Below are 14985 nucleotides of genomic sequence, written 5' to 3' on the forward strand. Positions count from 1 at the left end.
GATGGAAATTGCCCGTATCGCCGAGGTGAAGCTCGGGCGTGCGGCTTCGCAATTAGTGACCGTTGCCGTTGACGTCGGCGACAGCGCGGGCGTCGAGCCCTCGAGTCTCGAGTTCTGCCTCGAAGCCGTGTTCGCTACTCCGCCCTTCGCCGGAGCGAAGCCGCACATCGTGCGCTGCGCCGGCGATGTGCTGCGCGTGGCATACCTGGAGGTTGACGATGGCCGTCCGGACGATTGAAGTTCGCGAGCGCGTGATGGCGCGCAACAACGAGATTGCCGCGGACGTGCGCTTGCGCCTCGCGGGACATGGCGTGACGGCGATCAACCTCGTCTCCTCGCCCGGCTCGGGGAAGACGACGCTCCTCGAGCGCACGCTCGGCGCCCTCGGTGAGGAGATGGACATCGCCGTCATCACGGGTGACGTGCAGACGCAGAACGACGCCGACCGGCTCGCCGCGCACACCCCGCGCGTCGTCAGCGCGGTTGTCACTGGTGGCGCCTGCCACCTCGACGCACTGCAGGTGCTTACAGCCATCGACGAGATCGAGCTCGATCGTACGCGGCTGCTCTTCATCGAGAATGTGGGCAACCTCGTCTGCCCGGCGAGCTGGGATCTTGGCGAAAAGGAGATGATCGTCCTGTTCGCCGTTACCGAGGGCGAGGATAAGCCCCTGAAGTACCCGAAGATGTTCGAGAACGCGCGCCGTGTGGTCATGACCAAGATCGACTTGCTGCCGCACGTTCCATTCGACATGGATCGCGCCGTTGCCAACGCGCTTTCCGTGAACCCGGAACTCGGGGTATTCCGCGTGTCGGCCCTGACCGGACAGGGGCTCGGCGAATGGTTCGACTTCCTGCGCGATTCCGCTCGCCCGGTCAGCACGTCAGGATGACGGCCGCGCCCGCGATCACCGCGCGGGTGCTTTGCGTGACGGGCGTTGTTCAGGGAGTGGGCTTTCGCCCGTTCGTGTACCGCCTGGCCGCGCGACACGCACTGACCGGGTGGGTGCGCAACGTCGCCGGAACAGTCGAGATTCACGTGGAGGGCGGATCGGAGGAGCTCGACGTCTTTCAGCAGGAGCTTCGAACGGAGGCGCCGCCTGTTGCGCGGATCGATGCCCTGGAGCTCGCCGCCGCAGTGCCGGCCGGCGCGCACGACTTCCGGATCATCGCCAGCGCCGACGTGGAAGGCATCCGCCCGGTCACCCCGGATCTCGCGATGTGTGCGGAATGTGAAGCCGAGCTGTTCGACACCGCGGATCGCCGCTTTTGGCACCCGTTCATTACCTGCACGAATTGCGGCCCGCGATACACGGTCATCCGCTCGCTGCCCTATGACCGCGAACGCACCTCGATGGCAGCCTTTCCGCTCTGCGCGCGCTGCGAGGTCGAGTATCGCACGCCGGCCGACCGTCGCCACCACGCGGAAACAGTGGCCTGCCCCGAGTGCGGCCCCCGAGTCTGGCTCGCCCGTGCGGACGCCATCGCGCTGTCGGACGGAGACGCCGCCATCCGCGACGCCGCCGCGGAGTTGCGCATCGGTCGCATCATCGCGATTCGCGGCGTCGGCGGATTCCATCTCGCATGCGACGCGACCAACGACATCGTGGTGCGCCGGCTCCGCGAACGCAAGCAGCGCGACGCCAAGCCCTTCGCGGTGATGGTCCGGACCATCGGCGAGGCCCGCGCCCTCGGCGCCGTCTCCGCGCAGGAGGCCCGGCTCCTCGGCGGCGCGGAGCGTCCGGTGGTGCTCCTCGAGCGCGTTGTCGGGTCGCGCATCGCGCCATCCGTGTCGCCCCGGCTCGACCGCGTGGGCGTGATGATCGCATACACGCCGCTCCACCACCTGCTGCTCGAGGCCGTCGGTCGGCCCCTCGTGATGACCAGCGGCAACCTGAGCGACGAGCCGATCGCCATTGGGAACGCCGAGGCGCGAATCCGACTGCGCGACATCGCCGACCTGTTCCTGCTCCACGACCGGGAGATCCTCTCGCGCATCGACGACTCGGTCGCCCGCGTCGTCGACGGCGTGCCGGTGCTGTTGCGCCGCGCCCGGGGTTACGCGCCACTCGCCCTGACGCTTCCCGTTCCGTCTCCCCGGCCGCTCCTGGCAGTTGGGCCCCAACTCAAGAACACTTTCACGCTGGTCCGTGGCCGCGCGGCCCATGTGAGCCCGCACATCGGTGACCTCGACAGCATCGAGAGTCTCGAGCACTTCCGCGCCGCCCTCGCGCGATACCAGGACCTCTTCCGCATCGCGCCGGAAGTGGCCGTGCGCGACCTGCATCCCGGCTACCTGTCCACCCGCGTGGCCGAGGAGCTCGGGCTGTCGAGAACCATCGCGGTGCAGCATCACCACGCCCACATCGCCGCGGTGGCGGCTGAGCATGGGGTCACGACGCCGGTGGTCGGGCTGGCTTTCGACGGCACGGGGCTCGGCGACGACGGACACGTGTGGGGCGCTGAGACATTGGTCGCCGACCTCAACGGATACCGGCGCGCGGCGCACTTGCGGTATGTGCCACTCCCGGGAGGCGACCTTGCGGCGCGCGAACCGTGGCGCGTGGCGCTCGGCTACTTGTCATTGGAGCCCGGCGTTGCCGACGCGTTCGAGTTGGCGTTCCGCAACGTCGTGCCCGACCACCGAGCCACTGCCGAGCGCCAGATCGAGCGGCGGCTCAACGCACCGCTCGCGTCATCGATGGGACGGCTCTTCGATGCCGCATCCGCCATCCTCGGCCTCCGGCAGCGCGCCAGCTACGAAGGACAGGCGGCGATGGAACTTGAATCACTCGCCGGCGCGCAGCCGGCCGAACCATTGACATTTCCGGTGCGCGAGACCGGCGACTCTCTCGTGCTCGATCCCATTCCTCTGCTCGCCGCACTCGGCGAGCAGCGCCAACGTGGCATTGACGCTGGCCTCCTGGCGGCACGCTTCCACGAGAGCTTGGTCCGTGCGGCTGCTGCGGTCGCCATCACCGTGGCGGACGGCGCCGGCATCGATATCGTGGCACTGGGCGGAGGGTCGTTCCAGAACGCGCGACTCCTCGCCGGCGTCCGCGGGCGCCTCGAGGCGCGCGGCCTGCGCGTGCTCGTGCCGCGCCAGCTCGGGCCAAACGACGGCGCCATCAGCTTTGGCCAGGCGGCCATCGTCGCGTCGCTGCTCGCTCGCGGGGACTGAGAGATGCACGGTCTCCTGCTTGCCTTCGTGGCCAGCCTTCTGCTCGGGATGCGTCACGCTACAGATGCGGACCACATAGTCGCGGTTACTACGATCGTAAGCCGCGAGCGCTCGGTGTGGAAGGCGGGGGACATCGGCGCGCTCTGGGGGGTGGGGCACACGCTGACGATCTTTCTCGTCGGAGGCGCGATCATCCTTTTCAAGGTCGCCTTCAGCGCGCGAGTCGGGCTGTGGATGGAGCTCACAGTCGCCATCATGCTGGTCGTGCTGGGGCTGCTCAACCTGTTCAATGTGCAGACGAAGCCGAGCGCGCTTTCGACGATGCGGCCACTGTTCGTGGGAATCGTCCACGGTCTCGCGGGCTCAGCCGCGGCCACGCTTCTCATCCTGCCGCTGATCGATGACCCTCGCTGGGCGGTGCTCTACCTGGTCGTATTCGGATTCGGGACTACCGTCGGGATGGCGTCCATCACGCTGGCCATCGCCGCGCCGTCGGTTCTCGCATCCGCCCGTGTGGCCAGCATGCAGCACTCTCTGCGCGTCGTCTCGGGCGCGGTCAGCCTCTTGTTCGGGGTCTACCTCGCGCACAAGATCGGCTTCACCGATGGACTGTTTCTCGGCGACCCACGCTGGACGCCGCGATAGAAGACTTGCCCGGGCCGTATGTCACCGGGCCGGCAGCGAAGAAATTGACTGCGGATGCTTTTACACTCGTGGCTAACTTCGCCAGGTTACAAGGCTTACAGCGATTCAGGAACCTGTGTCAGGCGCCGGTAAAAGACCGGCGCAACAGCAAAGATGCAACAAGCCTCTCCCCGATGGCCTGCACTTCGAATCGGAGATGTTCGGGGAGTGCTGTGCGGCCGAGGACATGCGGATCGGCGTGGGGAATTTCCTCGCCAACGGCCCCCGCTCGAAGGCGGAGTTCGTGCATCGGTGAGCGGATAAGACCGGGATTCCGTCGGCCCGTCCTGATCAATGTGCTCCGCTTTTGTCACATTCGGTTTGAAGACCCCCTCAGCTCCTTTCCCCCTCTGTGGGAGCGAGGAAGAGTTTCTTGCTGCTTTCGTCAACCATCCACGACCGAGCGACTCCTAAGTCGGGAGATTCAAGGGAAATTTGTCGACGGTGGTGAGACCTCACGGCGCGGCAATGGTCCGGCTGACGCCGATACGGTAACAGCTTCCGCGCTCACATTGAGCGCTGGAGTAAAGCGGGCGACTCTGGTCACCGAGTCTCGAGCTGCGTCCCGGATGCGGTCGAACTGTTTGGATGCAATCCAGTCCGGCGGCGCCATCCACGATCCGCCACACGCGACCACGCTCTTGAGCGCGAGATAGCTCTCGAAGTTTGCGGCAGTGAGTCCGCCACTTGGGTTGAACTCGACGCCAAAGAACGGGCCGGACAGGAGCTGAAGGTACGCGACGCCACCCAGCGTTTCGATCGGCCACAGCTTGAGCAGGTTGAGTCCCGCCTCGAGCGCGGCTTCGATCTCGGTTGCAGTGGCGACACCCGGGTAAACGGGAACGTCGTGCTCGAGACAGTAGTCAACGACTGCGCGAGAGAATCCCGGCGACACGACGAACTTCGCTCCGGCATCTCTTGCCTGCGCGGCTTGCGCGACGTTTAGCACAGTGCCCGCTCCAGCGAACATTCCGGGCTGCTCCTGTGTGATGCGGCGCAACGCTTCCAGTGCCCCGGGAGTGCGAAGTGCGATTTCGGCGATCGGCAATCCACCGGCCAGCAGCGCGTTCGCGAGCGGGACCGCATTCTTCGGATCGCTGATAGTGATCACTGGAATGATGCGCGAGCGCCGAAGCGCTACCGTCATCGCCGACTGCTGGGCGTTCATGTCATCTCCACATATGCGTTGCAGATAAAGCTACATATTCTCCGCTCGGCAAAGGGGCACCGGCGCCAGCGCCCCATTCAGACATTTCGCGCGGCCCACCTCAGATGATCCGCAGCACGTCCTCCGTCGGCCCGGCGTCGCCATCGGGCAGAAGGACGGCGATGTGCGTGAGGGCTTCGCGCTCGCGCGGCCAGGCGAAACGGCCTGCGGCGACGGTCAGCGTCAGCCACTCGAATTTCACGTGCTCGAGGCCGAGCGTTACAGGTAACGCGTTCGATACCATGGCGGCGAAGGCGATGGAGAGTTGAACGGTTTGCTCGCGGTGCAGATAAAAAGCATTCACCGTGAGGTTGTAAAGCCGCTCGGCCTCGAGACCGGTCTCTTCCCGCAGTTCGCGGAGCGCGGCGTCCTCCGGCTTCTCGCCGTCGGCGATGTGGCCGTGAATGGATTCCCAGGAGCCGGGACAGCGCGTGTCGTCGGCGCGCTGCAAGGCCAGTACGCGCCACTCGCTCCCCTCGCGCGCGAGCACGTACACGTCGACCACACCGGCTTTTATCTGGGTCATCTCGCCTTTCGCTTTTTTGATGCTGGAATGATACCGGGACGTCCTCCCGGCCGGCACGGCTTCCTCCAGCGGACGTTCGGCGACGCGCAGAAGCTCTTCGAGGGTCGTGTCACCGGCCGACACGTGCGTGAGCCCCGACTCCCAGATCGCACCGGCCCCATCCACGCGCGCGGCTTCTGTCAGCGACGCCACGCCGTCGCCGCGGGCGATTCGCCTTTTCAGCTCCGGCGTCGAGATGACGATCTCGGCCACCGCGATCCGGCCATGATAGCCGGTGCCGCCACACCGCGCGCAGCCGCCGGGCGCGCCGCACGAGCACAGCCGGCGCACCAGCCGCTGCGCGATGACGCCCTTCAGCGCCGCGGCCATTTTCTGCGGCTCCACACCGAGATCGGTCATGCGCGCGATCGAGCTGCAAGCGTCGATGGTGTGCAGCGTGGCGAGCACGAGATGTCCGGTCAGCGAGGCCTGAATCGCGATGGTCGCGGTCTCCCGGTCCCTGATCTCGCCGATCAGCACGATGTCGGGGTCCTGCCGCAGGATCGAGCGCAGCGCGGCGGCGAACGTCAGCCCGGCTTTCTCGTTGACCTGCACCTGCACGATGCCCGGCGTCCTGTATTCGACCGGATCTTCGACCGTGACGATGTTGACGCCGCGCGCCTGCAGGTGGCGCAGCATCGCGTACAGAGTCGTCGTCTTGCCGGATCCTGTCGGACCGGTGACCAGCACGAGCCCCTCGCGCGCGTCGAGCAGCCGGTGGATGCGCGCGGATTCGTCGCGCGCGAAGCCGAGCGAGTCGAGCGAGCGCGCCGTGGTGCGCGCGTCGAGAATGCGGATCACGACCTTCTCGCCGTGCGCCGAGGGGAGCGTGGAGACGCGGAGATCTATGCCGACGCCGTTCGCGCCGACTCGCGCCCGTCCACCCTGCGGCCGCAGACGGTCGGCGATGTCCATGTTCGCCATGATCTTGATGCGCGACACGAGCGGGACGCCGATCATGCGCGGCAGCGTCATCGCCTGCCGCAGGACGCCGTCCACGCGATACCGCACGGCGATTCCCTGCTCTTCGGCTTCGAGATGGATGTCGCTCGCGCGCGAGGCGATCCCTTCGGCCACTATATGGTCCACCAGCTTGACGATCGGCCGCTCGATGGCCGAGTCGTCGAGGTAGCCGGGCGACTCTTCGACGGGCTCCGGCACCGCGTCCAGCTCGCGCCGCTCGGCGACTCCGTCGAGAATCTTCGCGACGGCGTCCTCCGGGCGATACACCTCGTCGATCCGCTTGGCGATGCTCGCGGGCGGCGCCAGCAGCATGCGCACGCGGCGCCCGGACGAGAACGCGAGCGTGCGCTCGCAATCCATGTCGTACGGGTTGGAGGTCGCTATCTCGAGCGTGTCGCCCGTGACCGACAGCGGGAGAATCCTGTATCGCCGCGCCAGCTCCTCCGGCACCCGCTCGCGTGCCTGTGAGCTGACCAGCAGCCGCTTCGCCACCGGTACCCGGAGCCGCTCCGACACGGCGGCGGTGATCTCGTCATCCGTGAGTGGCGACACGCGAGCGGCGGTTTCCCAGTAGCTCGTCGTGACCGCCGCGTCGATCCCGGAGAGGTCGCTCGGCTTGAGCAGATCAGCGAGAATCGGTCGGAGCCAGGAATCGGCGGGCACGTCGTAGCGTACTCCGGCCAGCCGTCACGAGATGCACCGTGTGGAGACGGCCGTGATCGAAATGCGGCGCGAGGACCGCCTTACCGCCTACAGCTATGGATGGACGGGAACCGCTACGATAGCCCCTCCTCGGCGGCGCAAGCTGTGGGATATGGCTCCGTCAACGGATGGGCTGTATGGGAGTACTACGATGAAGCCGACGGAAAATGGCTCAGCCTCAATCATCTCCGCGCAAAACTCGAAACGCGTACGGAAAGTCAATCGCTTGCGGCCCAATCTCCGGCGTGAATCGTCACCCGGTCGAGTTGGTCAACCAGGAGCAAGGCGAGAAGGTTGGATTGAAATGCCACGCTGAGTTGCGCGGCGGAACGGTGCCGCCGATGGCGATGTGACCGCGCAACATCGTGGATGCGCACTTGCCCGGCTATACGCGAGGAATGCATCCTATGGGAATGCCAGCGACTACACCGATACGTTGGACCGCAGAGATGGTGCGGGCGCTCCCGAGCGATCGGAACCGATACGAGGTTGTCGGCGGGGAGCTATACGTGACTCCGTCCCCACCGCTTCCACATCAATATGCCGCCGGCGAGCTGTACCATCTGCTTCGGCTCTACCTCTCCGACCATCCGGTGGCTCAGGTCGTGATCGCGCCGTCCGACGTGGAGTTCGACCGGCAGAACATGGTCCAGCCGGATGTCTTCGCGCTACCGCTGGTCGAGGGCCGGAGACCGATAAGCGTTGAGGAGGCGGGTTCGCTTCTACTCGCCGTCGAAGTTCTGTCGCCAAGTAGCGCACGCTCCGACCGCAACTCGAAGCGAAAGCTGTACCAGCGCTTTCGCGTACCGGACTACTGGATAGTGGATCTGGACGCTCGGGTAGTCGAGCGGTGGAGGCCAGACGATGAGCGGCCTGAGATATTGATCGATGCGGTTGATTGGCAGCCAGATCTGGCGCACCCGGCCTTCGTCGTCGACCTTGCCGCTTTCTTTCAAAGGATCTGTGGTGACAAGTAGCTACGTATGTACGGCGTCGCTATAAGTCAGCGGACAAAGCTCTCGCCGAGATAGAACCCATAGCGCCTCAGCTCGAAGACGCTGAACAGCGGAACAACTATCCTCGCGATGTTGCCAGCTGGTTCGCTGTCGTGTCCGAGGTGCGGCACGCCGTTGTTCACTCGAATCTCGCCATCGCCACGCGTATCACGAAAAACCTCGCTACAGCACCGGCCAGAAATCCCGATTTAGGTCGATCGACATGGTCCAACGCCCGTCACGCAGTCCGCGCGCCACGTCGACGCGTAGTATTTCGAATACCGTGAGCGCGCCCACCCCGATGCTCGGATACAGCCCGTGCCCGCTGCGCAGCGATCCCGCGCCGCTGTTGATCCCGACCACGTTGACGTAAGGCGCCAGGGTCATTCGTGCCGGCGCCCGCCCAAACCGGCCAAGGGATATCGCTGGAAACGGCGCGGGCAGCTGCCACTCGATCCGCGCGGACCCGCCTGAGGTACCGACGAATTCGTGGAAATCGTAACCCGGGCCAGTCACCGGTCCGCCGAGAAACACGAGCTGTTGCGGCTGCAGGGATCGCGACGGACGCGGCGTCGCATCTGCTGGATAGACGTAGTCGCCCTGCCTGTCCGTGGCCGCCGCGAAGGTGAACTGCGTGACCAGCCGGCTCGTCCCGTACGGTCGCTCGACGTTCGCGCGCAGCGCGATCTTCACTCCGGTCTGCCAGTTGCCGGGAAACTGCAAGGCCGCATACCGGAACCCGGAGCCGGCGATGCGATACCTGGCTTCGAATCCGCCGAAGGTCAGCCGCGTGGGACGCTCGAGGACCAGCTCCAGCCGCTGCTCCTCAATGCGCGCGGCGGCCAGTGTACTGTCGAACTCGCCCGACGCCGGGCTCGCGTTCACGGAAAGCAGCCGGTGCTTCTCGAGCGCTAGCGACACCGACGCGCGCCACGCTCCGACAGGCGGCGAGTGCGCCGACAGTTCGAATCCGCGCGAACCGAACGGATCCGTGTAATCGCTGCCGAATTCCTGCGCGGCCACGCTGTTGATGAGCATCGACCGCTCGGAATCCTCGCCCACCAGCTCATGATCGTCGTACGCGGCGACGGAGAGGCCGGCTCCGCTCGCCTGCCGGTACGAGATTCCAGCTCGGCCCTTCCAATCGTGATCCGAAAAGCCGTACCGCCCGCCGGCGACGAGCGACACGCCCGCGCCGAGCCGCTGCGACAGACCCAAGCCGAGCGCGAGACCCTCGACGCGATTGAACCGCGCGAAGTCGGAGATTCGCCGGCCGGATAAAGACGTAGTACGCGTGCGCGCCAACGCTTGGGCCCGCACGAGCGCGCGCGCCTCCTCCTGCACCGCGAGCACCTCGGCGTCGGTCACCGCGCGGACGTCGTCCGGCAGGCCGTCGAGGATGTCGCCGGTGAACAGCGGCGCCCGCGCGGTATCGCCCGGGGCGGGCGCGGGCGTGAACTGGGGCACGATTTCCGGGCCGGCGAACAGCGCGGGATTCAATCCGGTGTTCACCGCGTAGCAGCAGATCTCCCAGCGGCCGCGGATGATCCCGCGCGCGGGGTAATCGAGCCACCTGCCGGTGCGCCGGATCTCGATCTCCTGCCTGCGCGGCAGCCAAAAGCGCTCCTCTATGAGTCCGTTCTCCAGTACGACCGCGACGTCCTCGAGCTCGCGGTCCTTGAGCGCGGCCCGCGTGAAGCTGAGCGCCATCCGCGCGAGCGACGCGGTCTCGCGATCGATGTACAGCGCGCCGATCGCGCGCGGCTGGCGGTCGTCCCGCGGCCGCACGCGAACCTCGTACACCTGCAGCGTCCTGGGTCCGAGCCTGATCTCCAGCGAGTCGCTGATCGAGAAGTCGTACTCCTCGAGTCCGGCCGGCGACAGCGGATGGGGCACGTCGCGCACCTCGTCGCCGTCGCCCAGCCGGATGATGTGGGGAAAGTTGTTCTGAATTATCCCGAGATGATCCCGGTGGTAGTTGATGTCGGTTGGAAGCAGCAGCGTGTCGCGCCTCCCGCGGATGAGCTGTTTGCTCCGGTCCGGCGCCATCCAGTAAACGTCCAGGGCGAGCTGGTCGGCCTTGACGATCTTTGGGGGCTCGGTGAACCCTTCGCCCAGCTGGGCGAGAAAGGTCACGTAGCCGCGAGCCTCGGCGCGGTAGTCGCGTAGGGCCGTATCGGCCAGCTGCATGGCCCGGAGCGCGGTTGCCCGCTCAACCAGGGCCCGCGCGCGCGTATCATTCCACCGTTGCGCGCCGGCCGGGCTCGCGGCGCCGGCGACGGCGATGCAGCACAGCAGCGTGGCGACGGCCGTCGCGGGCTTCACCTTCATGAACCAAAGTTATGTCGCGCACTAAGCAGCCGTGACCTTCGAAGAGTTCGAGCGCCGCGCGCGCGCGGGCGGGCTGATCCCGCTACGGTCGGAGATCCTGCTGGACCTGGACTCTCCGGTGTCCGCGTTCGCGAAAATCAGGCGCGGGCAGTTCTCCTTCCTGCTGGAGTCGGCGCCCGCCGGCGGCGAGACGTGGTCGCGCTACACGTATCTCGGGACCGAGCCGCGCGCGGCGTGGCGGCTGCGCGACGGCGTCGTCGAGGACTGGACGCTCGCGAAGGGCTGGCACAACCGGCGCGAGCCGGCCGATCCGATCGACGACCTGGACGCGCTGATCCACGCGGACCGGCCGCAGACGGCGCCCGAGCTGGGGCCGTTCTGGACGGGAGCGGTCGGCTACTTCGGCTACGACGTCGTGCGGCACTTCGAGCGCATCGGCACTCCGCCGCCGCGCAGCGGTGACGTGCCGGACGCGATGTTCATATTCACGCGCTCGCTGGTGGTGATAGACAATCTGCACGGCACGGCTAACATCGTGATCACCGTGCGCGTCCCCGCCGACGCCGACGAGCCGCAGCTCCGCGACGCCTACGACTCCGCGATGGCGGAAGCGGCCGAGCTGCGCGAGCGTCTCCAGGGTCTGTCGCCGCTCGCGCCGCTCCAGCTCGGCGAGGACCGCAGGCTGTCCGGCAAGTCGAGTCTGGACCAGCCGCAGTTCGAGCGCGCCGTCGAGCGGATCAAGGAGCACATCCTCGCCGGCGACGCGTTTCAGGTGGTGCTCACACGCCGCATCGATCTGCCCGCGACGTTCGATACGATCGATCTCTACCGGGCGCTGCGCGCGATCAATCCGTCGCCGTACATGTACTGTCTAACTCTCGACGAGATGGAGATCGTGGGCAGCTCGCCCGAGCTGCTCGTGCGGCTGCAGGACGGCATGGTCACTGTGCGTCCGATAGCCGGGACGCGGCCGCGGCCCGCGCCGGGCGCGACTCCCGACTACGACAGCGTCGCCGCCGAGCTGCTCAACGATCCGAAGGAGCGCGCCGAGCATCTAATGCTGGTGGACCTCGGCCGCAACGACATCGGCCGCGTGGCGGAGTACGGCACCGTCGAAGTCACGGCGCTGCTGCGGGTGGAGAAATACTCGCACGTGCTGCACCTCGTGAGTGACGTCCGGGGCAAGGTGCGGAGCGGCGTCTCCGCGCTGCAGGTGCTCCGCGCTACGTTTCCCACGGGGACACTCACCGGCGCACCGAAAGTCAGGGCCATGCAGATCATCGACGACCTCGAGACGGTCCGGCGCGGCCCGTACGGCGGCGCCCTTGGTTACGTGGCGGCCGGCGGGGCGCGAATGGAGCTCGCCGTGACCATCCGGTCGTGCGTGATCACCGGCGGCATCGCGGCGGTGCAGTCCGGCGCGGGGATAGTCGCCGATTCGGTGCCCGAGCTGGAGTGGGTCGAGACCGAGAACAAGGCGCGCGCCATCATGTCCGCGATCGGGCGCATCCCGGAACGCGGCAAGAGGGACTGACCGTGCGAATCGGAATCCCCGGGTACGTGCGATTTCGGGTGGGACGCGCGCGGGTGACGGCGCTGGCGGACGCGGAGCAGCCCATCCGCGAAGCGCTGCGCCACGGCACGCTGTACGAGTACGCGGACCGCCATCCGGACCGCCGCCGGATGAAGGGTCGCGGCGACGTGTTCGCGGCGCCGCTTCCCGGACAGGAAGAGTCCGTCGTCGTCCGCCACGCGTTCCGCGGAGGCGCGCCGGCGCGCCTGACGCGCGATCTCTTCCTTCCTCCCACGCGCGGCCTCCGCGAGCTACTCGTGTCGCAGCGCCTCCGGGCGGCGGGCGTGAACACTCCCGAGGTCGTGGCGTACGTGACGTATCCGGCCGGCACGATACTGCGGCGATTCGACATCGCCACGCGCGAGATCCCGAATGGCGCCGACCTGTTTGCCTGGCTCGCGGCCACGGACGACGTGGGCGCGCGCGACGTCGTGCTCAACGCCGCGGCGGGCGCGGTGGCCTCGCTGGTGGCCGCCGGCGCGCACCATCCCGACCTCAACATCCGCAACGTCCTCGTCGCGCCGGGCCCCGACGGCGGCCTCGTCGGCTGGATCCTGGACGTGGACCGCGTACGCTTTCACAGCCCGGGCTCGCCCACGGTACGCGACGCCAACGTCACGCGGCTGCGGCGGTCGTTGAAGAAGTCCATGCGGCTGGGCCTTTCCATCACCAGCGAAGAGATCGTCGCGATCCTGGATCGCGTGCTGGAGCTGTCCGAGTGACGAACTTGCTAAACCGCGTGTGCATAGTGATGATGAGCGCGGTCGGCGACGCGGTGCACGTGCTGCCGGTGATCAACGCGATCAAGCGGCACTCACCGCGGAGCCGCATCACGTGGGTCGTGCAGCCGGGGCCGGACTCGCTCGTGCGCGGCCACCCCGCGCTGGACGAGACAATCGTCTTCAACCGCGCGGCCGGGCTGCGCGCCTTCCGCGACATCCGCGCCGCGCTCGACGCGCGCGAGTTCGACGTCGTCCTCAACCTCCAGGTGTACTTCAAGGCGGGCGTCGTGACGGCCTTCACGCGCGCGCCGGTGAAGGTCGGCTTCGACAGGGTGCGCGCGCGGGACATGAACACGATGTTCACCACGCACACGATCCCGCCGCACGCGCCGCAGCACGTGCAGGACCAGTACTTCGAGTTTCTCACCTACCTGGGAGTCCCGCACGAGCCGGTGGAGTGGGGGCTCGGCCCGTGGCCGAACGAGCTCGAGTGGCAGCGGTCCTTCGCCGCGCAGTTCGACCGGCCGCTCGCGTCCGTGGTCGTCGGAACCAGCAAGCCGGTGAAGGACTGGGCGCCGGAGCGCTGGGCCGAAGTGTGCGACGCGCTGTACACTGACCATGGGCTGCAGCCGGTGCTCGTCGGCGGTGGGTCGGAGCGCGAGCGGCGGGCGGAGCGCATCATTCTGGAGACCGCCAGACATCCGCACTTCTCCGCGCTCGGCAGCGGACTCCGCAACCTCGTGGGCATTCTCGACGCGTCCGCGCTGGTCCTCGCGCCCGACACCGGCCCGCTGCACATGGCCGTCGCGCTCGACCGGCCGGTCATATCGCTCATGGGCTACACCAATCCCAAGCGCAGCGGACCGTACCGCAAGTTCCACGACCTGATCGTGGATGCGTTCGCCGATCCCGGGGAGAGCTACGACGCCTCGGCGAAGAACCGCCCCGGACGAATGCGGCGCATCACGCCCCGCGACGTGCTGGAGAAGGTTGACGTCTGGAAGGCCCGCTACTCGGCGGCCGCGCTCTCCAGACTTCCGAAGCGGTAGCGCACGCCGACCTCGCGCAGAAGACCCACCAGGCGAACGAGCGGCAGACCCATCACCGCGAAGTAGTCGCCTTCGATCCGCTCGACGATCGTCGCGCCGAATCCCTGAATGCCGTACGCGCCGGCCTTGTCCATCCCTTCCCCGGTCGCGACGTAAGCGTCCACCTCGTCGTCGCCGAGCCGCCGGAACGTGACCGCGACCTGCTCGGCGCCCTGGCGGATATCGCCGCCGTACGCTACCGCGACCGCGGTGATGACCGTGTGCGTCCGGCCGTTGAGCGCCCGCAACGTCTCGCGCGCGGCGGCGTGGGTCGGCGGCTTGTCCAGCACCTTGCCGTCCAGCACGACCACGGTGTCGGCGCCAATGACGACCGCGTCCGGGTGGGCGGTCGCTACGGCGCCGGCCTTCTCCACGGCCAGCCGCAGCGCGTGCCCGAGCGGCTCCTCCCCGGGGTGCATCGTCTCGTCGAAGTTCGAAGGAACCACCGAGTGCTCGATGCCGATGAGCGTGAGCAGCTCGCGCCGCCGCGGCGACGCCGATGCCAGGACCACGTTCGGCTTCATCGCTCCAGCACCAGCGTGACGGGGCCGTCGTTCATTAGCTCGACGCTCATCATCGCGCCGAACTCGCCGGTAGCCACCGGGTGTCCGCGAACCCTGAAGGCTTCCACGAAGCGCCCGTACAACGGGACGGCGATCGCGGGCTGCGCCGCGTCGATGAAGCTGGGACGGCGCCCCTTGGCCGCGTCGCCGTATAGCGTGAACTGCGATACGACCAGCACGGCCCCGCCGACGTCGCCGAGCGAGAGGTTCATCTTCCCGGCGTCGTCGCCGAAGATGCGCAGCGTGGCGATCTTGTCGGCCATCCAGTCCACGGCGTCCGCGGTGTCCGTCGCGGTGAAGCCGGCGAGCAGCAGGAGGCCGCGGCCGATCTCGCCGGTTACGCGGCCGTCGACGGTTACGCGGGCGCTGGAGACGCGTTGCAGCACTACGCGCACGACTGCGCTCTTGGCT

The 14985-nt window shown here is 67.4% G+C and carries 14 protein-coding genes; 8 read left to right on the top strand and 6 right to left on the bottom strand.

What is annotated here, in order from left to right; translation table 11 throughout:
* Position 1: 1 nt before the first annotated feature.
* The 4 genes from WEA80_02960 to WEA80_02975 are packed head-to-tail and all read left to right on the top strand — an operon-like array spanning position 2 to position 3826.
* A complete protein-coding gene (locus WEA80_02960; GenBank protein MEX1185524.1) occupies positions 2 to 238 on the top strand; it encodes a hypothetical protein in 237 nt (78 codons plus the stop codon).
* Positions 219 to 893: a hydrogenase nickel incorporation protein HypB gene (hypB, locus tag WEA80_02965; protein MEX1185525.1), complete on the top strand. Its 675-nt coding sequence runs from the start codon at positions 219 to 221 to the stop codon at positions 891 to 893. Before WEA80_02960 ends, hypB begins: the two co-directional genes overlap by 20 nt.
* Positions 842 to 3181: a carbamoyltransferase HypF gene (hypF, locus tag WEA80_02970; GenBank protein MEX1185526.1), complete on the top strand. Its 2340-nt coding sequence runs from the start codon at positions 842 to 844 to the stop codon at positions 3179 to 3181. Before hypB ends, hypF begins: the two co-directional genes overlap by 52 nt.
* A 3-nt stretch (positions 3182 to 3184) precedes the next feature.
* Complete coding sequence (locus WEA80_02975; protein ID MEX1185527.1) at positions 3185 to 3826, top strand: hypothetical protein; 642 nt, start codon at positions 3185 to 3187, stop codon at positions 3824 to 3826.
* 463 nt (positions 3827 to 4289) lie between these two features.
* Here the strand turns inward: WEA80_02975 and eda are convergent, their stop codons facing one another.
* Both eda and WEA80_02985 read right to left on the bottom strand, forming a co-directional pair.
* Positions 4290 to 5033 carry a bifunctional 4-hydroxy-2-oxoglutarate aldolase/2-dehydro-3-deoxy-phosphogluconate aldolase gene (gene eda, locus WEA80_02980; GenBank protein ID MEX1185528.1) on the bottom strand — a complete coding sequence of 248 codons (744 nt, stop codon included), beginning with the start codon at positions 5031 to 5033 and terminating at the stop codon, positions 4290 to 4292.
* 100 nt (positions 5034 to 5133) lie between these two features.
* Complete coding sequence (locus WEA80_02985; protein MEX1185529.1) at positions 5134 to 7263, bottom strand: ATPase, T2SS/T4P/T4SS family; 2130 nt, start codon at positions 7261 to 7263, stop codon at positions 5134 to 5136.
* A gap of 446 nt (positions 7264 to 7709) precedes the next feature.
* Between WEA80_02985 and WEA80_02990 the strand changes: the two genes are divergently transcribed.
* On the top strand, positions 7710 to 8279 hold the full coding sequence (locus WEA80_02990; protein MEX1185530.1) for a Uma2 family endonuclease: 570 nt from the start codon (positions 7710 to 7712) through the stop codon (positions 8277 to 8279).
* Between the two features lie 26 nt (positions 8280 to 8305).
* Here the strand turns inward: WEA80_02990 and WEA80_02995 are convergent, their stop codons facing one another.
* The gene (locus tag WEA80_02995; GenBank protein MEX1185531.1) at positions 8306 to 8440 is read right to left on the bottom strand and encodes a hypothetical protein; all 135 of its coding nucleotides are present in this window, start codon (positions 8438 to 8440) and stop codon (positions 8306 to 8308) included.
* A gap of 40 nt (positions 8441 to 8480) precedes the next feature.
* Positions 8481 to 10628, bottom strand: a complete 2148-nt coding sequence (locus tag WEA80_03000) for a hypothetical protein (GenBank protein ID MEX1185532.1) — start codon at positions 10626 to 10628, stop codon at positions 8481 to 8483.
* A gap of 31 nt (positions 10629 to 10659) precedes the next feature.
* Between WEA80_03000 and WEA80_03005 the strand changes: the two genes are divergently transcribed.
* The 3 genes from WEA80_03005 to WEA80_03015 are packed head-to-tail and all read left to right on the top strand — an operon-like array spanning position 10660 to position 13972.
* Entirely contained in the window at positions 10660 to 12162 is a 1503-nt protein-coding gene (locus WEA80_03005) for a chorismate-binding protein (protein MEX1185533.1), read from the top strand.
* Positions 12163 to 12164: 2 nt separating this feature from the next.
* Positions 12165 to 12923 carry a lipopolysaccharide kinase InaA family protein gene (locus tag WEA80_03010; protein ID MEX1185534.1) on the top strand — a complete coding sequence of 253 codons (759 nt, stop codon included), beginning with the start codon at positions 12165 to 12167 and terminating at the stop codon, positions 12921 to 12923.
* The gene (locus WEA80_03015; protein MEX1185535.1) at positions 12920 to 13972 is read left to right on the top strand and encodes a glycosyltransferase family 9 protein; all 1053 of its coding nucleotides are present in this window, start codon (positions 12920 to 12922) and stop codon (positions 13970 to 13972) included. Before WEA80_03010 ends, WEA80_03015 begins: the two co-directional genes overlap by 4 nt.
* On the opposite strand, the gene WEA80_03020 is transcribed toward WEA80_03015, so the two are convergent.
* Together WEA80_03020 and dtd are read right to left on the bottom strand one after the other, a co-directional pair.
* Entirely contained in the window at positions 13933 to 14535 is a 603-nt protein-coding gene (locus WEA80_03020) for a nucleoside triphosphate pyrophosphatase (GenBank protein MEX1185536.1), read from the bottom strand. The two genes, WEA80_03015 and WEA80_03020, sit on opposite strands and share 40 nt — an antisense overlap.
* Positions 14532 to 14969 (bottom strand): D-aminoacyl-tRNA deacylase, encoded by a 438-nt coding sequence (dtd, locus tag WEA80_03025; protein MEX1185537.1) that lies wholly within the window; start codon positions 14967 to 14969, stop codon positions 14532 to 14534. The genes WEA80_03020 and dtd overlap by 4 nt, the downstream gene beginning before the upstream one ends.
* Positions 14970 to 14985 lie beyond the last annotated feature (16 nt).

The organism is Gemmatimonadaceae bacterium, from assembly GCA_040882285.1.
Taxonomy (GTDB): domain Bacteria; phylum Gemmatimonadota; class Gemmatimonadetes; order Gemmatimonadales; family Gemmatimonadaceae; genus JACDCY01.